This window comes from Litoribacter ruber (assembly GCF_018449405.1).
Lineage (GTDB): Bacteria > Bacteroidota > Bacteroidia > Cytophagales > Cyclobacteriaceae > Litoribacter > Litoribacter ruber.
Window position 1 is genome coordinate 47837 of record NZ_JAHCMY010000013.1, and the last position, 20462, is coordinate 68298.

General features: G+C 49.3%; 15 protein-coding genes. 4 read left to right on the forward strand and 11 right to left on the reverse strand.

Annotation, left to right across the window (positions count from 1 at the left end; translation table 11 throughout):
* Positions 1-244: 244 nt before the first annotated feature.
* From KI659_RS15905 to KI659_RS15920, 4 genes are all read right to left on the reverse strand, one after another.
* Entirely contained in the window at positions 245-1015 is a 771-nt protein-coding gene (locus tag KI659_RS15905; protein ID WP_213946361.1) for a S1/P1 nuclease, read from the reverse strand.
* Between the two features lie 114 nt (positions 1016-1129).
* Positions 1130-1567 carry a ribose 5-phosphate isomerase B gene (gene rpiB, locus KI659_RS15910; RefSeq protein ID WP_213946375.1) on the reverse strand — a complete coding sequence of 146 codons (438 nt, stop codon included), beginning with the start codon at positions 1565-1567 and terminating at the stop codon, positions 1130-1132.
* A gap of 10 nt (positions 1568-1577) precedes the next feature.
* Positions 1578-2411, reverse strand: a complete 834-nt coding sequence (tatC, locus tag KI659_RS15915; protein WP_213946362.1) for a twin-arginine translocase subunit TatC — start codon at positions 2409-2411, stop codon at positions 1578-1580.
* A gap of 129 nt (positions 2412-2540) precedes the next feature.
* Positions 2541-3809 carry a serine hydroxymethyltransferase gene (locus tag KI659_RS15920; protein WP_213946363.1) on the reverse strand — a complete coding sequence of 423 codons (1269 nt, stop codon included), beginning with the start codon at positions 3807-3809 and terminating at the stop codon, positions 2541-2543.
* A 239-nt stretch (positions 3810-4048) separates the two neighbouring features.
* Here KI659_RS15920 and KI659_RS15925 point away from each other — a divergent pair, with 239 nt between their 5' ends.
* Positions 4049-4762, forward strand: a complete 714-nt coding sequence (locus KI659_RS15925) for a head GIN domain-containing protein (protein WP_213946364.1) — start codon at positions 4049-4051, stop codon at positions 4760-4762.
* A gap of 509 nt (positions 4763-5271) precedes the next feature.
* On the opposite strand, the gene KI659_RS15930 is transcribed toward KI659_RS15925, so the two are convergent.
* Positions 5272-7542, reverse strand: a complete 2271-nt coding sequence (locus tag KI659_RS15930; RefSeq protein WP_246535444.1) for a TonB-dependent receptor — start codon at positions 7540-7542, stop codon at positions 5272-5274.
* Positions 7543-7657: 115 nt separating this feature from the next.
* Here KI659_RS15930 and KI659_RS15935 point away from each other — a divergent pair, with 115 nt between their 5' ends.
* Complete coding sequence (locus KI659_RS15935) at positions 7658-8032, forward strand: UDP-glucuronosyltransferase (protein WP_213946365.1); 375 nt, start codon at positions 7658-7660, stop codon at positions 8030-8032.
* Between the two features lie 204 nt (positions 8033-8236).
* Here KI659_RS15935 and KI659_RS15940 read toward each other — a convergent pair whose 3' ends face one another.
* From KI659_RS15940 to KI659_RS15955, 4 genes are all read right to left on the reverse strand, one after another.
* Positions 8237-8461, reverse strand: coding sequence for a hypothetical protein (locus tag KI659_RS15940; protein WP_213946366.1), 225 nt, complete (start codon positions 8459-8461; stop codon positions 8237-8239).
* 395 nt (positions 8462-8856) lie between these two features.
* Positions 8857-10005, reverse strand: coding sequence for a cysteine desulfurase family protein (locus KI659_RS15945; RefSeq protein WP_213946367.1), 1149 nt, complete (start codon positions 10003-10005; stop codon positions 8857-8859).
* Between the two features lie 91 nt (positions 10006-10096).
* Positions 10097-11485: a phosphoglucosamine mutase gene (gene glmM, locus KI659_RS15950; RefSeq protein ID WP_213946368.1), complete on the reverse strand. Its 1389-nt coding sequence runs from the start codon at positions 11483-11485 to the stop codon at positions 10097-10099.
* A gap of 69 nt (positions 11486-11554) precedes the next feature.
* Entirely contained in the window at positions 11555-11785 is a 231-nt protein-coding gene (locus tag KI659_RS15955) for a hypothetical protein (protein WP_213946369.1), read from the reverse strand.
* A 72-nt stretch (positions 11786-11857) separates the two neighbouring features.
* Here KI659_RS15955 and mazG point away from each other — a divergent pair, with 72 nt between their 5' ends.
* Together mazG and KI659_RS15965 are read left to right on the forward strand one after the other, a co-directional pair.
* Positions 11858-12661 (forward strand): nucleoside triphosphate pyrophosphohydrolase, encoded by an 804-nt coding sequence (gene mazG / locus KI659_RS15960; protein ID WP_213946370.1) that lies wholly within the window; start codon positions 11858-11860, stop codon positions 12659-12661.
* Positions 12662-13189: 528 nt separating this feature from the next.
* A complete protein-coding gene (locus KI659_RS15965) occupies positions 13190-14947 on the forward strand; it encodes a chloride channel protein (RefSeq protein WP_213946371.1) in 1758 nt (585 codons plus the stop codon).
* 896 nt (positions 14948-15843) lie between these two features.
* On the opposite strand, the gene KI659_RS15970 is transcribed toward KI659_RS15965, so the two are convergent.
* Positions 15844-17871 (reverse strand): protein-disulfide reductase DsbD family protein, encoded by a 2028-nt coding sequence (locus KI659_RS15970; RefSeq protein WP_213946372.1) that lies wholly within the window; start codon positions 17869-17871, stop codon positions 15844-15846.
* Positions 17872-18817: 946 nt separating this feature from the next.
* A partial coding sequence (locus KI659_RS15975; RefSeq protein WP_213946373.1) for a tail fiber domain-containing protein occupies positions 18818-20462 on the reverse strand: 1645 nt, incomplete at its 5' end.

A 20462-nucleotide genomic window follows, 5' to 3' on the forward strand; every position in this document is an offset into this window, starting at 1 on the left:
CATGACAACAATGACAACCCAGTCCGCCGTGGCGGACGAGACAACCAGTCCCGGTGAGCAGAGTTTACCTCCCGGGGGAGGAGAACACGGGACGGACAACAACGTCGCACTTACGTAAGTTACCTCCTGCTGAACGCGGACCCCTAACGAAAAAACCTTCCAGGTCCCGTGAAAAAACACCAGACCTGGAAGGTTTCCAATTCGCTAAACTTAGTACATAGTACTTTGTACCTAGTACAACAAATCACCCATATATCTCATTCAACAAGCCCGCAAGCCTCAAGCCCGCTGCCAAAAGCCGCTCCTCCACGTGGTGATAGTACTTGTAATTATACTGATAGCTCAAACGCTTGTTATCCGGTAGATCATAAACCATTGGACGAAGCTCCATCGCCTCAGTTAACCAATCTTCCAAACTCGCCTTCTGATACCTCTTTACCGTTTCCGCATCAGCTCTTTTGTTAAGATGCGTTGCGATTTCAGTAAAGCTCAGGTTTTGGCCCTCGATCATTTTGGTATCCCAAACGCTGTGAAGGTTCGTTTCCTGGTTGAAATAAAAGACGCGGACATCATTGCCACCCTTGTCATCACCCCTGCCCACGTGAAGGGGCTGGTGAAGGTCGCCCACGATGTGGATCAACATTTTCAGGTATTCCCTTTCCTCTTTTTCAGAAAGATCGCCGCCTTTAAGCTTGGCGATGATGTTGTTCAGCATCTGAAAAGCATCACCGGCAGCTTCCTGCATTTCCCGGTCATAGCTTTCCCCATCGGGGATAGTCACCCAGTGCCAAGTAGCAGTATGGTCATAAGCATTGTCCGAACGGATTTCATCCATCCAGTTGGCAACCATTGGAATGCTTTCATGACGGAGGATAGCCTCTATGTTTTTTCTGGCCTTTTTATTCAAATGCCACTCTGCCAGCTGGCCCACCACCCGGTGCCCATTCTGTCCCCACCCAAAACTCTGTGTTACAAAGCAAACGAGCAGGAATAGGGAGGTTATTGTTTTTTTCATAATTCGTGGTAATGTTTGGCTCTAAGTTATACCCCCTTTGAAGGAGGTTAGGGGGATGTTTTTTAAGCAAATACCACATCCCCCCTGCCACCTTCAAAGGGGGAGTTGTTCACGTTACTTGCACGCAATCTTATCCACTCTGTTCTGATGTCTGCCACCTTCAAATTCAGTGGTCAGAAAGATATTGGCCATCTTCTCAGCCAATTCATAAGTGACAAATCGAGCAGGGATGGCTAGTACGTTGGCGTTGTTATGCTGACGGGAAAGCTCGGCAAGCTCCTCGTCCCAGCAAAGGGCCGCACGGATGCCTTGGTGCTTATTGGCTGTGATGGCCACACCGTTGCCGCTTCCGCAGATTACAATACCCAAGTCATGTTCACCATTTTCCACGGCAGTGGACAAGGGGTGCACATAATCAGGATAATCCACAGAGGCATTGGAATCCGGACCGTAATCCTTCACTTCGTAACCTGCCTTGGTCAGCGCTTTGACCATCTTTTCTTTATAATCATATCCGGCGTGATCACCGCCTATGCCTATCTTTTTCATGATAATGGGAGTTTTATGAGTTTAATGCTTCTTCTTTTCGCTGTCTTTCCAATCGCTTGGCAATTACAATACCCGCCTCGTACAATACCAAAATAGGCATCGCTATGAGCACCTGGCTGATCACATCCGGAGGAGTAATCACCGCTGCAATCACCAAAATCCCCACAATGGCATGTCTTCTATAGCCTTTCAGCATCTCTGAAGTCACCAAACCGGAACGGGAAAGGAAATAGATCACCACCGGCAACTGGAACATGATGGCCGAAGCCAGCACCAGCATGATGAGGGTGGATACGTAGGAGGTGATGTCAAATTCATTGAGGATGGTCGGATCCAACTGGTAATTGGAAAGGAAATTAATGGAAAGCGGGGCCAGGATGAAATAGCCGAAAGCCGCACCGGAGAAAAACAGCAAGCTCACAAAGAACACTGCCCCTCTGGCTGCCTGTCTTTCCTGACTGTAAAGGCCTGGAGCTATGAATTTCCATACCTCCCAAAATATATAGGGAAAGGCTACGATGATCCCCACCACAAAACTGGAGGTCACGTGCATGGAAAACTGCCCCGTCATCTGTCTGCTTTGTATGATGAAGGGAAGTTCATCTATACACAAGGCTGAGAGGTTGAGCATGCCTGCCAGTTCGCAGAGCATCCTATAGGTGAAGAAATCAGTTTTGGAAGGGCCAAGTATGATGGTTCCGAAAACTATACTTTTGGAGAGAAAGGCTATAATGGTGAAAACCAATATCGCCGCAATAGACCGGAGCAGGTGCCAACGCAGCTGCTCCAAATGGTCCAAAAACGACATATTGGCATCCTCTTCCTCATGCAATTGATCAAGTGCCATTTTGAAGTACGGAGTACGAAGTTAGAAGTGTGATTAAGTCCGGAGACCGAAGACCGGAGATGGGGACCGTGGTCTTATTCCGTCTCCCGTCTCCCCTGCCTACCGGCAGGCAGGCGTCTTCGGTCTCTATTAATATAACGGGAACTGAATCATCCACTCATTTACTTCTTGTTTTATTTTTGAAAGCTCGGATTCGTTGTCATGGTTCATCAGGGCACGGTCGATAAGATCTACAGTCTTGATCATATCATCCTTGCCAAGTCCCCTGGTGGTCACCGCAGCGGTACCGATTCTCATTCCGGAAGTCACAAATGGGGATTTATCGTCAAACGGCACCATGTTTTTGTTGATAGTGATGTCCACTTTGCCCAACGTTTCCTCTGCCTGCTTTCCAGTAAGGTTTTTATTTCTCAAATCGATCAACATCATGTGGTTGTCTGTCCCCCCGGAAATGATCTCGTATCCTTTTCCAACAAATGCATCAGCCATGGTCGCCGCATTTTTCTTCACATTGACTACATAGTCCATGTATTCGTCAGTCAGTGCTTCGCCAAATGCCACGGCTTTGGCAGCTATGATATGCTCCAAAGGTCCGCCTTGCGTACCTGGGAAAACGCCTGAATCCAAAAGGGCCGACATTTTTCTCAACTCCCCCTTAGGCGTTTTGATGCCAAACGGGTTGTCAAAATCCTCTCTCATCAGGATCATCCCACCTCTCGGACCTCTTAAAGTCTTGTGCGTGGTAGTAGTCACGATATGGCAATGGTCCAAAGGATCATTAAGCAAGCCTCTGGCGATGAGTCCGGAAGGATGGGAAATATCGGCAAGCAAGATGGCACCCACCTCGTCGGCGATAGCTCTCATACTCTCATAATCCCAATCGCGGCTATAGGCAGAGGCCCCACAGATAATCAATTTAGGCTTCACCTCACGGGCTTTTGCCTCCACCATGTCATAATCAATCAAGCCGGTCTCCTTATCTACCCCATAGAAATGCGGCACATAAAGTTTCCCCGAAAAGTTCACCGGGCTACCGTGCGTAAGGTGACCGCCATGCGAAAGGTCAAAACCCAGAATAGGATCGCCAGCTTTCAGACAGGCCAAAAACACGGCCGCGTTGGCCTGCGCACCGGAGTGCGGCTGCACATTGGCCCAGGTGGCGCCGAAAAGTTCCTTGGCACGGTCGATGGCCAGCTGCTCCACTTCATCCACTACCTCACAGCCTCCGTAATATCTTTTCTTGGGAAGCCCCTCTGCATATTTATTGGTCAAAACACTCCCGGCAGCCTCCATCACCTGCTTGCTGGTGAAGTTTTCCGAAGCAATTAGCTCTATGCCGGTTTTCTGACGGTTTTCCTCTTTGTCAATTAGGTCAAATATCGCTTGATCTCTCTGCATGATCTGTATTTTTGGTTGAGATGAATACGCCCCCATCGGGCCCTGCCCTGGGCGAGACCAAAATTAGCGCTAAAGTATGTATTATCCAATTGAATAGGACATTGGTTAGGAATGCAGAATTTTTTTTCGTAAACTTTGTATCATACCTCAATATCAGTCGGTTAATCCGGCGACTTTATACGATTCCAAGATTGTTTTTTGTACTTTTTTGTTAACTTGCGGCAATCCCTTATTGAAAAATGAAAAAGAAAACATCTTTTGCGATCCTCTTGTTGCTCATTTCCCTCTGGAGCTGCACCCAGTCGGGTGTGGAAGGCAACCGTCAACTTGACACCAGGGCCTTTGTCTTTGACCATTTCGACATCCTGGAAATTGATGATAATTTTATCGTTGAACTCTACCAGGCAGATGACTATTATGTGGAAATCGAGGCAGAGGAAAATCTCATGGAACACATTAGACTAAGGGTAGATGGACAAACCCTGAAGTTGGCCTACAAACAAAAAATTCTGCCAAACCACCCCATCCGCATAAACATTGCCACCCCCGAGCTCAAAGAAATCAACGTGCGCGGAGCCTGCAGAATACGTACCGTGGAGCCATTTGTCACCCCTTATTTGGCCATACACGCACAGGGAGCCTCTCATGTATTAATGGAACTAGTAGCCGACGAAGTGCACAGCCATAGCCAAGGCGCCGCCAAAATTGAACTTTCCGGCAGCACCAACCTCCTGGTCAAGCAAATGGAAGGCGCCGGAGTCTTCAACGGCCTGGCCCTTGGAGCCAACAACGCCCGGGTCAACCTGCAGGGCGTGGGAAAAATCTCGGTAAACGTCTCCGATAACCTCGACGTCAACATTGAAGGCATCGGCAAAGTAGAATACGCCGGCTCCCCACCCACCCTCTCCAAAAACATCAACGGCCTCGGCAAAATCGTCGCTGTTGGTAGTTGAGTGCGGTTAGAAGGTTATGTCCCGAGGAGCGCTGCGCGCTTCGGGACGGTTTAGAAGTTTAGTTGCTGAAGGCCTGCCGGGTGGGGGTTCTCTCCGCTTCCTTTGCTCTGCCAAACGCCATCCTCATTCAGCGAGTTGCAGGTGGCTCAGTGCACAGTGCACAGCGCTCAGTGTTCCACCCTCATCAATTGTCGTCGCCTTGCGCTAAACCTGCCTGGCGCAGACAGGCCCCTAAACCGTCTCGCTTGAGGCGAAGCCGATAGCGGACATAAACTCCTAAACTGCGATAGTAAAGTGCACGGAAAATAGCGTGTGCGGTTAGAAGGTTATGTCCCGAGGAGCGCTGCGCGCTTCGGGACGGTTTAGAAGTTTAGGTATTGAAGGCCTGCCGGATCGGGGTTCTCTACGCTTCCTTTGCTCTGCCAAACGCCATCCCCATTCAGCGAGTTGCAGGTGGCGCAGTGCCCAGTGCGCAGTGCTCAGTGCGCAGTGCCCAGTGCGCAGCCTCATCAAAACTTAAACCTCAAATGCACAGACACATTTTTCCCCATCTGCGGAATGCCAAAAGGCCTATAAAGTGACATATGATCCAAATAGTGAAGGTTAAGAAGATTAGTACCATTCACGTAAAGATCGAAAGTCTGCCCAAACGCATTCACCTGGCTACCCAAGCTTAAGCCCAATAAATAATATCCAGGCGTATTTTCTTCCAAAGGGGCCGCCCTGTTTTGGTTCATCACCCAGTTTCCCCGAAGAGAGGCAAAAGGCCGGGAAAAATGGCCCGCAGATAAACTCGAATTATAAGTAAGCTCCTGCTGCCATCGGAAAGCAGGAATGTAAGGAAGGTATTCCCCGCTCGACCTTCTTTGCCCAATCACCATGCTGTAGTTATTTTGTATGCTGAGGCCTTTCAAGGCAGTCGGATGATAGTCTAGATAAAACTCCCCTCCATACAGGCGGGCGTTGTCCTGCTCAAATTCCCAGACGGTGAGGTCTCCTTGGCGCACATCCGTAGGGGTAAAAAAGATGAAGTTATCCACATGGTTGTAGAAAAACTCTGCCCCCATGCTCAGCTCCGATAATTTATATCTAATCCCCAAATCAGCCTGAACGTTCTGCTCCCGTTCAAAAGTGGAATTCCCCAATTCAAATCTGGATGTTCCCGGATGGGGACCATTGGAAAACAGTTCAGCCAGATCAGGGGCCCTAAACCCGCTTGCCAAATTTGCACGGAACCTCCAGCGCTCATCAGGCATAAAAGTAGCCCCTCCACTGGCAGTCATACCACCGAAATCGCGCTCAATTATCCTGTTATTTGGCGAACCCGGAAGCTCAAACCCGTAATCCAAAAATTTCTCGTCCCGGGCATCAGCCATCACTCTCCTATAGTCATATCGTGCCCCACCCTGCAGCACCCATTTTTCCCTGGCGTAATTCAAAAGCGCATATAAGGACCGGTCATCTTTGGTGGCATCAGGAATCAGGATCTCCTCGGCATGTTCATAATTCTCGTTTTGCAGGTAAAAGCCCTGTACCCCCACGATTAATTCCAGATCTTTACCAAGTCCCTTGTAGTATTTGGCATCATACATAAAGTTCTGCTGCCTCAGCCCAAGGTCCACCTCATCAAACCCATCCTCAATTTCCTCACGGTAATTCAAGTGATAGCCAAAGGTCAGCTTCAGCCGGTCTTGGCCTATATACAGGTTGGTCTCTGAACTCAAAAAATGGTCGGTCACATCCTGAAAAGGAAGCTGCATGGCCCGGTCATTTCGGAAAGTGACCAACTCCTCCCGCTCATCCTCTTCCAGAATGCCAAGATTCTGCTTAAGATAGGTATATCGCACACGCGTATCCCCCCATTTGCCACCCCACCCGACTCCGGCTTTCACATTCCGCGTATTGAACCTGGTGTTGCCAACGGTTTTCCCACTTCCGGCAAGATAATCCGCATGGTTTTCCTCCGCAGCCCTAATGGACCAAACGAACCCGTTTTGGCTGGCCCCCCTTACACCTGCATCCAACCTGCCACCCAGAGAATTGCTGTAGCCACGAAGATTGACATCTCCTGAAACAGTCCCCCTATCGGCATCTCTTTCCTCAATTAAGTTGACCACTCCGGCCATAGCCCCCGAACCGTAGATCAGGGATGCGGGGCCCTTCACCAACTCCACACTTTCAATACCTGTTTCCGATAGACCCAGTCCATGGTCGGCACCCCATTGTTGGTTTTCAAACCTCCCTCCTTGATACACGGTAAGCACCCTGCTAAAAGACATCCCCCTGATCACGGGCTTGCTGATCCCAGGCCCCATGCTCACTTCACTCACCCCTGGTGTCCTAGCCAATGTAGACATCAAGCTCGGGGATGGGTTCCTGAGGATCTCGGCCCGGTCAACCTTCGAAATAACTACCGGGGATTTCTCCCTACTTAATATATGTGCCCCCGACACCACCACCTCATCAATTGTAGTAGCCGATGGAACTAGTGAAAAGTCAAATGATTTGACCTCCTTGGTGTCAACCTTCAAAATCTTGGTTTCATAGCCCATAAAGGAAAGCTGCAGGGTCAAGGTTTTGGCAGGAATATCCTCAATCTCAAAATGCCCCTCGCCATCCGTCACCGTACCCCGGTTTAACTCCGGCAAATAAACGGTCACCCCAGGCAAGGGAGAGGAAGTTTCCCCATCGATCACCCTTCCTGAAAGCCTCCCCAAATCCATGGCAAACCCATTGGCAAAAATCATCAAAAAGCTGACTGCAAACACAAAACGCTTCATATAGGTATATCGAATATTTTTTAACGGTATTACAAAAATAATTTATTTGGTATCCTTAAAAAAATATTAGACTACCCTAATTCAGTATTTATCCTAATATTGACTAATTTTGGGAATGATTGATTTTGAATATAGACCAGAAGCATACTTTGACGGAACAGGCCCATCGGCCCTATTGGCCAAATTGAGCTATCCCGAGAGTCAATGGGGAGAAGAGATCAGCATTTATGCGGCTCCTTTAGACGGGGAAATATTTTTTGAAGTAGTGGATTTTTACGGCAATGATTTTAAGGTTACCCCTAAAAAGTCGAGGCAGCCCCTAAATCTCCAGGAATTCATTTTTCTAATTGAGACAATGGAGAACACCACTGCTTCTCAGGAGGGAAACATCCAGCTCACCCTCTCCGGCATCCCCGAAGCCCAAAGCCTCATCTATCCACAGCTAGGCCAGTATTTCGAGGAAAAAAGGCGGACGTTTGGCATGATGTAGTCTACGCCCCCCCGTCATTGCGCCTGTCCCGAGAGCGGAGCGTATCGGGAGTTAAGCAGCTCTCATCTCCGCCCGTGACTGAAAATAGATAGAACCAGGACAACAATGACAACCCAGGTCGGCGCAGCCGGCCGAGACAACAGCCCCAAAGAGCGAAGTTTACCTCCCGGGGGAGGCGATTTTGGGTGGACAACCACGTACCTACTAAAACTCGTTAAACGACTCCGCCGGACCTGGGGAGTAATGGTTAAACCAGTATTCATACGTTTCGAAAAGGATGCAATCAGGAAGTTCGATACCTTGGAAAAATAACTTTTTGATGCTTCCGGCCGGTAGAAGCTTGCGGAGCTTGTCGGCCTGTTCAAAGGTCAACTGGGACAGCTGGATAAATTTCTCACCATCTATCCATATGGGAATCAATCTGTTCATCGTTAGCGGTTTGGCTACAAAGATCCCCTAAGCTATTCAAAAAATTCCTAAGAACAAATTAAGGGGATGTTAAATTATTGAAACGGAATACCGGAGACTGAAGAAGGAAAGGTCCCGAGGAGCCCTCCCGATAGCCATCGGGACAATCGTGGACGGATCCGGAAAGTTAAAAAGAAGTCGTCGCCCTAAGTAAGGGTCCGTAAATACTACTGAAAGTATAGCCCCCCTTTACAGTATGTCCCGAGAGCTGAGTTTACCTCCCGGGGGAGGCGAATCGGGAGGGGCCGGGGGGCAGAACGAACCCTGGAAGGTTTTGTGCGGGACCAGATTGCTTCAGTCGTGCCTCCTTCGCAATGACGCACGCCCTAACCGCCCTGGTATCTTGGTACCTTGCACTACGCACTAATCACTTGCGAATACATCTCCTTCAACTTCCCTACTGTATAATCAATCTCCTCCACGGTATTATACCTGCTAAACGAGAACCTAACCGAATCCCTGCCCGGAGTCGCATTCAACGCTCTAAGCACATGGGAACCTACTGTCGCACCGCTGCTACAGGCACTCCCGCCCGAAGCGGAGATGCCATTCAAGTCAAGGTTGAAAAGCAACATGCCGCTGTTTTCCTCCGAAGGTGGCAAACTTACATTTAAAACAGTATAAAGACTTTTGTCCATATCAGCCGACAGGCCGTTGAATTCCACACCAGGAATCGCCTCTTTTAGCTGATCGATCATGCGGGATTTGAGGGTTTCGATGTGCTTTTGGTGGCCAGACATATCTTCATAGGCCAACTCCAAAGCCTTGGCGATACCTACAATGCCGCACACATTTTCCGTACCCCCACGCATGTTTCTTTCCTGTCCACCGCCATAGATGAAAGGGGAAATCTTCTTGTCTTTTCTCACAAAGGCAAACCCTGAGCCTTTGGGCCCATGGAATTTGTGGGCCGAACCCACCAAAGAATCGATATCCATCTTTTTGACATCATGGATATAGTGCCCCATGGTCTGCACCGTGTCAGAGTGGAAAAATGCCCCGTACTCCTTGGCCAAGGCGCCTATTCTTTCAATATCATTAAGATTGCCAATCTCGTTGTTGGCATGCATGATGGAAACGAGGGAATTGGGCTGCTTTTCGAGCAGCTCCTTTAGCTGATCCAGGTCAAGTTCACCTTTCCCGCTCACGTTCAAAAGACTCAACTCGGCCAGGTTCTTTTTGGCGCAGTTCTGCAAAGTGGCCAATACAGCGTGATGCTCGACTGGGGAGGTGATGGCGTGCTTGATGCCATGCGTTTGCAGGGCACACACCAAAGCGGTATTATCCGCCTCCGTTCCACCGGAGGTGAAAAAAATCTCTGCAGGAGTAGCATTCAACAATTCGGCGACCTTCTTTCTGGACCTTTCGATGGCTGTCCTCACCTCCCTGCCGTGCGAATGCACCGAAGAAGGGTTGCCATAATGCTCCCTCATAAAAGGCAGCATGGCTTCAATTACTCTCTCATCCATTGCGGTAGTCGCCGCATTGTCTAAATATACTCGCATCTTATAAATTTTGAATTAAAAAAATTATGAATTGAGAATTAAGAATGATATTTCCATCCCAATTATTAATTCCCCATTCATAATTTCTAAATTATTTAGAAGTTATCACCTCCTTAATATCATACATAATCTTATGGGCCAGGTGCTCAGCGGTAGACTGGGTTTCAGACTCGGCGTAGATCCTGATGATCGGCTCGGTGTTTGATTTTCTCAAGTGAACCCACTCCTTTTCAAACTCCACCTTCACCCCATCAATAGTGTTGATCGGCTGCTTTTGGTATTTGGTCTTGATCTCCTCCAACACCTCATCCACATTGATTTCATTGGTTAATTCGATCTTGTTTTTGGAAATGTGGTAATTGGGATAGCTGGCTCTCAAGCGGGTCATGGGCTTGCCAAACTTGGCCAGATGTGTCAGGAACAAACCGATTCCAACCAAAGCATCACGGCCATAGTGGGATTCTGGATAGATCACGCCACCGTTACCCTCACCGCCAATCACGGCATTGGTTTCCTTCATCTTGTTCACCACATTTACCTCACCTACGGCCGCAGCATGGTATTCTCCATTGTGCTTTTCAGTCACATCACGAAGGGCGCGGGTAGAACTCAAGTTGGAAACCGTATTGCCAGGGGTGTTGGATAGCACGTAGTCAGCAACGGCAACCAAAGTGTACTCTTCACCAAATGGAACCCCATCCTCACTTAAGAAAGCAAGTCGGTCCACATCCGGATCCACCACGATACCCAGGTCAAACTGCCCGTTTTTCAATTTATTGGAAATATCCCTCAAGTGCTCAGGTAGCGGTTCAGGATTGTGCGGGAAATCACCGTTAGGCTCACAGTACAACTCCTCGATCACCTCTACGCCCAAGGCTCTTAGCAATTTGGGAAGGGCAAGTCCACCTGTAGAGTTTACACAGTCGATCACCACCTTGAAGTTTTTGGCGGCAATGGCCTCGCGGTCTACTAATTTAAGGTCAAGCACATGCTGCACATGCCTGTCCAGGTAATCTTCTATATAAGTATAGTCGCCTAGTTTTCTCACCTCAGCGAAGGTAAAGTCATCATTTTCGGCTTTTTCCAAAACGGTCTTGCCTTCTTCGTCATTGATAAACTCACCCTTGTCATTCAAAAGCTTGAGCGCATTCCACTGCACCGGGTTATGGCTGGCCGTAAGGATGATCCCCCCGCCGGCTTTTTCCAAAGGTACAGCCAACTCCACAGTTGGGGTGGTGCTCAGACCAAGGTCTATCACATCGATGCCCAATCCCTGCAAGGTGGCCGTAACCAGTTTGCTGACCATTTCGCCGGAAATCCTGGCGTCCCTGCCGATGACAATGGTGGGATTATTGGTTTTTTCCAGCACCCAGGCCCCATAGGCCGCGGTAAATTTCACTACATCCACCGGAGTCAGGCCTTCGCCCACTTTGCCCCCGATCGTCCCTCTTATACCGGAAATCGATTTTATTAATGCCACTTAGAAATAGTTTATATGTGTAAGATCAAAAAAAGTCCCTGGACTTTGGAGCCACCAGGGATTGGCAATTTACTTGAATTTGGCCAAAACCTTGTCAACCTCATTATCTGGGTTGCCGCAGTTTTCTCCTTCCTCCATTTTCTTGCCACACAAACCGCACGCTTCGCCGGTTTTGTTCAAGTAAGGATTTTGGGATGCACAGGTCCCCTTAAACTGCCCGTTTTTCAGGAAAATCAGCCTTACGGACATCATCAGGAAAAACAAAGCCAAGAAACCTAAAGTCAAATACAGAGTTGCCATATCAAATTAATTTGCACAAATTTACGGAATACTTTCAAAACGTCCACACGATCCTAATAGTTTCCCCCCATTATGTCACAACTATCCAACCGAAAAGCACAACTCGAAGCCTTTGATAAACTCCTGACCATCATGGAGGAGCTCAGGGAGCAGTGCCCTTGGGACCGGAAACAGACCTTGGAGAGCCTCAGGCACCTTACTATAGAGGAAACTTTTGAGCTCAGCGACGCCATCCTGGACAACGACCTCCAGGAGATCAAAAAGGAACTCGGGGACATCCTGCTGCACATTGTATTTTATGCCAAAATAGGCGCCGAAAAGGAGTCCTTCGACATTGGCAACGTGATCACCTCCCTCAACGAGAAGCTGATCCGCCGCCACCCCCACATCTACGGCGACACCGAAGCCAAGGATGAGGATGCCGTGAAGGCCAACTGGGAGAAAATCAAGCTCAAGGAAAAAGGAAACAAAAGCGTACTGGGCGGCGTACCGAGGAGTTTGCCTGCCCTGATCAAAGCCATGCGCATCCAGGAAAAAGCCCGCGGCGTGGGTTTTGACTGGGAAGAAAAAGAGCAGGTCTGGGAAAAGGTGGAAGAGGAAATGCAGGAATTCAAAACCGAATTCAACGCCGCCTCCACCCAGGAGATCAACAAGGAAAAAGCCACCGCCGAATTTGGCGACCTGCTTTTCTCCCTGATCAACTACGCCCGCTTCATCGACATCAACCCCGAAGAGGCCCTGGAAAGAACCAACCTCAAATTCATCAAGCGCTTCCAATACCTCGAGCAAGCCGCCAAACAAGACGGCAAATCCATCACCGACATGACCCTCGCAGAGATGGATGTGTACTGGAACAAAGCAAAGGAGGGGGAGTAAAAAATAGTTTCACCGTTGTGCGAATGTCTCCGACTTCGCACTACCACGGATTAACTTACGTCATTAGCAACGTGCCCGCCTGCCTAGGCAAGGCCGGCAGGGTTGTCATTGTTGTCCGCCCCGTGGGTCGCCTCCGGCTCTCCGGGACTGTTGGCATAGTTGTCATGGTTCTACATATTTACAGCCACGGGCGGGATGAAAGTCGCGTAACGACAACAGTTGCGGTTGGAACAACGGGTAGGTTTACGGCCATCGTCTTTCGGCTACCTTTCAAAGGCAAAGCCTTTGAAAGGACCCTCGGTCAAAAAACACGGAGACAATCTCCTGCTGGGCGCGAGAATAGAACAATGACAACCCCCGACAACCTAGGTCGGCGCAGCCGGCCGGGACAACAGCCCGAACAGCGCAGCGCATTCGGGCGGTCAACCACGTACACAAAACACGTAAGTAGCATCCTGCTGGGCGCGAAAACAAAAACGAAAAAACAAAACTTAGTACCTAGTACATAGTACCTAGTACAACAAAAACATGCTAAACCAATTCCTCATCTGGAGGCTCAAAAACCTCAGCACCAAAAACTTTGTCCTCATCCTCAGTGGGATCATTGGGGTGTTGGCGGGATTGGCAGCGGTGATCCTCAAGACACTGGTGCATACTATACAGGACTTCCTCACACAAGGCTTCGATGTGCAGGACGCAAACTTCTATTACATCCTCTACCCCGTCATCGGTATTACCCTGACCTTCCTGGTAGCCAAATACCTGCTCAAGGACCACGGCGGACACGGGATTCCCGATCTGCTGTATGCCATTTCCAAAAACAACAGCATTATCCCCCGCATCAAAACCTTCAGCCGGGTCATCTCCTCGGCCATCACGGTAGGTTTCGGGGGCTCGGTCGGACTGGAAGCACCCATCGTAGTGACGGGATCGGCCATAGGTTCCAATGCCGGCCAGTGGATGCACCTCACGGCCAAAAAACGTACTTTGCTAATCGGCTGCGGTGCCGCGGGGGCCATATCGGCTATCTTCGGCGCACCCATTGGCGGGGTGATCTTTGCCATCGAGGTTATCCTGGTCGAAATCAGCGTGGGAAGTTTCATCCCCCTGCTGATCGCCTCCGTCACGGGTTCACTCACCTCCATGGTGCTCCTGGGGGAAGACGCCCTCTTCTCCTTTAACATTACGGAGAAATTTGCCGCAGGCCACACCCCTTATTACCTGTTGCTCGGCATCCTCACCGGGGTGGTCTCCCTTTATTTCAGCCGCTCGGTGCTGAAAGTGGAAAACCTCATCGGCAAGTTTGAGGACCCCTGGATGAAAGTCCTCTACGGGGGAGCGCTTTTGGGTTTCATCATCTTCTTCTTCCCGCCAATTTACGGGGAAGGCTACGGGGTGCTCAACACCCTGATAGAAGGCGATCCCCAGCAGCTGCTCAACAGCAGCCCCTTCTTCTCCGAGATCAACAACCCCTATTTCATCCTGGCCTTTTTGGTGATGATTATAGTACTCAAACCCGTTGCCGCCGCCCTCACCATCAGCAGCGGGGGCAGCGGGGGAATCTTCGCCCCTTCCCTATTCGTGGGTGGCATCACGGGATTTCTTTTTGCCTATAGCAACAACCTGCTGGGTCATATCCCCCTGCCGGTTGCCCACTTCACCTTGGTGGCCATGTGCGGGGTGATGAGCGGGGTACAACACGCGCCGCTTTCGGCCATATTCCTCATTGCGGAAATTACGGGGGGCTACGACCTGTTTGTTCCCCTAATGCTGGTTTCCGCGATTTCATTCCTCACCACCACCTATTTTGACAAATACTCCATTTACCTCAAACAGCTGCACGACCAAGGGAGGCACCTGCCGGAAACCAAGGACGAGGAAGTGTTGGGTTTGATAGACATCAGGAGGATAATGGAGAGGGATCTTTTGCCTATTCATCCGGACTCTACCTTAGCAGACCTTTGTAATCTGGTCAAGCTTTCAAAAAGGAACATTTTTCCCGTGGTGGATGAGGAGGGCAACCTGAGCGGGATCGTCACTTTGGACGACATCCGGGAAATCATGTTTGACCCCGAAAAGCAGGACATGGCCATCCGCCAGCTCATGCACAGCCCGCCCGACCATATCGGCCCAAATGAAAGCATGCAGGAGGCAATGAACCGTTTTGAGAGGACTGGTGCTTGGAACCTACCAGTGGTAGATAATGGAAGGTATCTGGGTTTTATCTCCAAGTCCCGTATCTTCAATGCCTACAGGAAAAGATTAATTAGACAAAACCAAGATTAAGCCCATAAAATTTTATTCTGATTGCCCACTTATCCACCTTCCTTTTGCACAGCCAATACATCTCATATCCCTCAGGCTTCAGTTTATCCACAAAATCTCATTTGAAGGAAACACCCTTAAAGCATTGATTTACATTAATTTATACATCACTAAAGAGGGTGTGTGGATAAGTGTTGATAAATGTGGAAAAATAATGCTTGCAAAATTCAGGAATGCGTAAGCTGTTGATTTAAACGTTTTTTGTATAATTCCCAGTGCCTCCAAGCAGGTGAAAACCACTTGCCCAAAACCCCCATTTCCCCTAGTTTTAAAAATAAAATTTGGTCATTTTTTACCAGTCCCGCCCCCGTTGCATTTTTTATTGGAATTATGATATTACACCCATTAATGGGAGTAAATTTATTATGGGTTAAGTGATATTATAGCAACTCCCCCTTAGAAGCGACAGTCCCGAGCAGTCCCGATAACTATCGTGAACAAAGTGGAGGGGCAGGGGACGTACTCAACTCCCCCTTCGAAAGCCTGTCCCGATATGCGGAGCGGTTCGGGAGGGGCAGGGGGGATGTCGTAACGTAATCAAAGATCCGTAACTAGCGACGTGCCCGCCTGCCTAGGCAAGGCCGGCAGGGTTGTCCGCTGCGCTGTTGTCCCGCCATTGGTCGGCTCCGCCTCCCCTGCTAGGTTGTCATTGTTGTCATTCCCGCCTGCCTACGTCAGTACTTTACGTAAGTAACCACCTGCTGGGCGCGGACTCTTGTCACGTCCTAAATTTACTTGACACTTTTTTCTCAAACTTTTAAATTTTTCTCCGCGAAGTGGCCTTTGTGAAACTTCGTGAAAACTTGGTGGCCTTTGTGGCCCATGACATCTACATCCGACATCCTGACATCCCACACCTACCTCCTCCTCTCAAACTCCTCCTTCGCCTCGTCCAAAAACTGCACAAACCTCGATACATTGCTGTCATACCCCTTCGGCGTAATGAGAAGCTCCTCCTCATGGTCGAGAATCACGTAATACGGCTGCGCATTGTTGTTGAATCGGGTGATCTGGAAATCGGCATTTTGCTTGCCTATGGTTTTCTTTACCTTGCCGTCATACTCAGACGTGTACCAGTCCGACTCCGGCAGCTCATAGCGCTCATCAATATAAAGCGCTACCACCACAAAATCCTCTTTCAGCCTCTTCAGCACTGGCGACTCCACCCACACCTTGGCCTCCATCTCACGACAGTTTACACAGCCATGGCCCGTGAAATCGATAAACAGGGGTTTATCAGCCCTTTTGGCGGCAGCCAGCGCCTGCTCGTAATCGAAATAGCCCTCAATGCCATGCGGCAAATGCAGGAACTCGGAAAACTTCGGCGTATCGTCCAAATTAGACACCCTACCCGATCCCCCACCATCTTCACGGATCACCTTGATCAGGTTGAAATCATGGGTAGACATAGGAGGCAGGTAACCGCTGAGCGTTTTCAACGGCGCCCCCCACAGTCCGGGGATCATATACACCACAAAGATGAAGGTCACCATGGCCAAAAGCAGCCTGGGCACGCTGATCACCTCAACCGGGGAATCGTGCGGCAACCTGATTTTGCCAAGCAAATACATCCCCAACAGGAAGAAAATCACGATCCAGATGCCAATGTAAACGTCCCTGTCCAAAAGCCCCCAATGGTAAACCTGGTCGGCAATACTGAGGAACTTAAACGCCAGGGCAAGCTCAAGGAAACCCAAAACCACCTTCACCGAATTCAGCCAGCCACCCGACTTAGGCAAAGTATTCAGCCATTCGGGGAAGATCGCAAATAGGGTAAAAGGTATCGCAAAGGCCAAGGAAAAGGCAAACATGCCCAGAATAGGCTTGGCCAATTGCCCACCTGCCGATTCGATCAAGATGGAACCCACAATCGGGCCCGTACAGGAAAAGGAAACCAGCACCAAGGTGAAGGCCATGAAAAACAAGCCCGTCAAACCACCTTTGTCAGCCTTGGAGTCCACGGCATTGACAAGTCCGCTGGGCAGGGTGAGTTCGAACATACCCAAGAAGGCCAGTCCGAAGAAGATAAACACCAAAAAGAAAAACACATTGGGAACCCAATGCGTGGAAAGCCAGTTGGCGAACTCGGGACCCTGAATGGCCGCCACCAGGGTACCGGCAATGGTATAAATGGCAATGATGGAAAACCCGTAGATAAAAGCATTCCGAATGCCCTGTGATCTGTTTTTGGACCTGCCGGTAAAAAAGGTCACCGTCATAGGGATCATGGGGAACACACAGGGAGTGAGCAAGGCGGCCAAACCGGCCAAAAACGCCACCACCATAAAGGTGATCAGGCTACCCTTTCCCTCCCCTGTTTCCACATGGGAAGGCCGCGCCTTAGAAGGAAGATCCTCCGCCTCCTTGGTATCCACAGCGTCATTTCCTGCACTTTCAGCAACCACAGCAGCACCTTCACCCAGGTTTATCTCAAACTCCTCATCAAACAATATACACTGCCCCGTAACCTCTGAACACATCTGATATTCCAACAGCCCTTTAATAGAAGCGTTTTCGTCAGTAATCCTGATTGTCTGAAAGAATTCGCCTTTTGTATCAAAATAGTTTACTTCCCCTTCCCAAACATCATCATACTTGGTTTTGGGGTCGACGGCCTTCAGTTCGCCGATGCGCTCGATCCCGCTGGAACCCTCCAGGTCCAACTCGATCTGTATGGGCCCAAAGTCCTCAAATTCGTTGGAATAGATGTACCAGTTTTCGGGGATGTCAGCCTTGAAGATAATCCTGGTCTCCTCCCCTGCGGCCGGGTTGGCCTGCTCCAGCTCCACCGTCCATGTGGGCGGACTGATCATCTGGGCAACGGAATGGAAGGAAACGCACAGTAATAGAGATAAACTTAGAACAAGCCTATAGTAATTCAACATTATTTTGGGAGATGTTAGCTAAACTCAATATTGAAGGGCAAATAACGCAAATTAGTTCCACTTTCGAAAACATCCGTCATTGCGAAGGAGGAACGACTGAAGCAATCTGGACTTAGCTCTTATTACAAGTATAGATTGCTTCTCCCGATCTGATCCCTGGAAGTACCGTTGTGATCGGGCTCGCAATGACGTGAACCGTTGTGCGAATGTCTCCGACTTCGCACTGCCACAGGCAATTGCCGTAAGTTACCTCCTGCTGGGCACGTCCTCCACATCCGACATCGGACATCCGACATCCGACATCGGACACCCGACATCCCCGTAAGTACAACGTGGTTGTCATAGTTGTCAGCCCCGAGGGTCGCCCTCCCTCGGGAGGTAAACTGCGGCTCCCCGGGGCTGGTGTCGTGGTTGTCATAGTTCCGTGTCAGGCCAGCCACGTTACCTACCGAAAGCCGCTTAACGACAACATGTTAGGCAGTAACTTGCGACCGACCTACGTAAGCAACCTTCAACCCCTGCCGAAGATCCTTTTTAAGGCCCAGCCTTGAAAAGACTCACCTACATGTTCCCGTTAAAGAAACTCTCATTAAGTAAACGTGACTGACATTAAGTAGAACAAGGACAACCATGACCACTGATTCCGCGAAGCGGAAGGGACAACCAGTCCCGATCGGTGAAGTTAACCTCCCGCGGGAGGTTAATTTCACCGATCGGGACGGACAACCCTGCCGGCCGGACGTAGGCAGGCGGGCACGTCAATACTTACGTAAGTTACCTCCTGCTGGGCGCGTCCTCCACATCCGACATCCGACATCCCCGAAAGTACTAACGAAAAAAACCTTCCAGGTCTCCTGACATTCATCAGACCTGGAAGGTTTAACTACGTAATTAAAATTCCACCATTGACCGGATATAGTACCGGTGAAAATCCACACGGTAGTTATTAATCATTCAACACGCTATTTATCAGATTTTTTAAATTCTCAATTTCCAATTTCAAATCCTCTATTTCCTTTTTTAAAGTCAATATCTCTTCTTCATGTTCTTGCCAACCCTTTAATAATGGAGCAGCCATACCCCCATAATTAACGGATAAAGTTTGGCTTTCATCCTGACCTACCTTTACAAGTTCGGGAAAATACAATTGAACATCCTGAGCCAAAAAACCAATCTGATGAAGCACTATATCTTTCCGATCAAATGAAACCGCTCGCATTTCCCGAAGCTTTCCCGATACAGGATATAGATTTTGAATATTGGTTTTCAACCTCATATCCGAGTTAGCTGTAATATCCCCCGATGCCACAATATCACCAATTACACTTAAACCTTCGGCGGCAGTTATTGTAGTGAAGTTTCCAACTGATGCCACCTCAGTACCAATAGCCACTCCCTGTATCGTTCCACCTGTCACCTGAATATCCGAAGAATCCTGAAAAGCCATATCTTTCAAGCCTCCTACTTCGAGTAGATAATCCCCAAAGGTTTTGTCTTCGTTTTCGGGTAATTCCAGCCAAAGCTCATAATCAGAAGCTCCCCCTGCAGCACTTATGGCTTGAATAAAATCTTCCATAGACTTATCCTCATTTCCCGAAAGTTCCAACCAAACCTGATAAGCTGATTTACCTTCTTGGCCCTGTTCCCCTGTCGGACCCATAGGACCAATCAAGCTTTCAAAAAAAGCTTCCTCATCCAGGTCTGAATTCTCTGGTTGAGTCTTCCAAACCTCATATGCGGATTTCCCCTGAAAGGAAGCAATAAAGTATTCCAAAGCCTTGCCTTCATTCCCCGGCTGCCTCTCCCATAAGTCAAATGCTGATGCTCCAGCCTGACCATCTGCTCCCGGAGGACCCGTAGGACCAATTAAAGAAGCTAGAAAAGCCTCCTCATCCTTGTCCCCATTGCCTGGCAAACCCTTCCAAACTTCATATGCCGAAAGCCCCGATTCCCCTGCTTTACCTTCAGCTCCCTCTACTCCCGCAGGACCAATTAGGGAAGCTAGTAAAGCCTCCTCATCCTTGTCCTCATTGCCTGCCAAACCCGTCCAAACTTCATATGCCGAAAGCCCCGATTCCCCTGCTTTACCTTCAGCTCCATCTACTCCCGCAGGACCAATTAGGGAAGCTAGAAAAGCCTCCTCATCCTTGTCCTCATTGCCTGCCAAACCCGTCCAAACTTCATATGCCGAAAGCCCCGATTCCCCTGCTTTACCTTCAGCTCCATCTAGTCCCGCAGGACCAATTACCGAAGCTAGAAAAGCCTCCTCATCCTTGTCCTCATTGCCTGCCAAACCCGTCCAAACTTCATATGCCGAAAGCCCCGATTCCCCTGCTTTACCTTCAGCTCCATCTAGTCCCGCAGGACCAATTACCGAAGCTAGAAAAGCCTCCTCATCCTTGTCCTCATTGCCTGCCAAACCCGTCCAAACTTCATATGCCGAAAGCCCCGATTCCCCTTTTAGCGAAACCAGATATTCTTCCAATCCTTTACCCTCATTGCCTTCAACGCTTTGCCATAATTCCAAAGCTGAAGCTCCTGAGGCTCCACGCTCACCAGCTACTCCGGCTTGACCTTCAGGGCCAATTAGG

Bases quoted from the DNA above. Each gene is read 5' to 3' on its own strand.
- KI659_RS15905 (WP_213946361.1), bottom strand. From the start codon at position 1,015: ATGAAAAAAACAATAACCTCCCTATTCCTGCTCGTTTGCTTTGTAACA.
- tatC (WP_213946362.1), bottom strand. From the start codon at position 2,411: ATGGCACTTGATCAATTGCATGAGGAAGAGGATGCCAATATGTCGTTT.
- KI659_RS15920 (WP_213946363.1), bottom strand. From the start codon at position 3,809: ATGCAGAGAGATCAAGCGATATTTGACCTAATTGACAAAGAGGAAAAC.
- KI659_RS15925 (WP_213946364.1), top strand. From the start codon at position 4,049: ATGAAAAAGAAAACATCTTTTGCGATCCTCTTGTTGCTCATTTCCCTC.
- KI659_RS15930 (WP_246535444.1), bottom strand. From the start codon at position 7,542: ATGAAGCGTTTTGTGTTTGCAGTCAGCTTTTTGATGATTTTTGCCAAT.
- KI659_RS15935 (WP_213946365.1), top strand. From the start codon at position 7,658: ATGATTGATTTTGAATATAGACCAGAAGCATACTTTGACGGAACAGGC.
- KI659_RS15940 (WP_213946366.1), bottom strand. From the start codon at position 8,461: ATGAACAGATTGATTCCCATATGGATAGATGGTGAGAAATTTATCCAG.
- KI659_RS15945 (WP_213946367.1), bottom strand. From the start codon at position 10,005: ATGCGAGTATATTTAGACAATGCGGCGACTACCGCAATGGATGAGAGA.
- KI659_RS15955 (WP_213946369.1), bottom strand. From the start codon at position 11,785: ATGGCAACTCTGTATTTGACTTTAGGTTTCTTGGCTTTGTTTTTCCTG.
- mazG (WP_213946370.1), top strand. From the start codon at position 11,858: ATGTCACAACTATCCAACCGAAAAGCACAACTCGAAGCCTTTGATAAA.
- KI659_RS15965 (WP_213946371.1), top strand. From the start codon at position 13,190: ATGCTAAACCAATTCCTCATCTGGAGGCTCAAAAACCTCAGCACCAAA.
- KI659_RS15970 (WP_213946372.1), bottom strand. From the start codon at position 17,871: ATGTTGAATTACTATAGGCTTGTTCTAAGTTTATCTCTATTACTGTGC.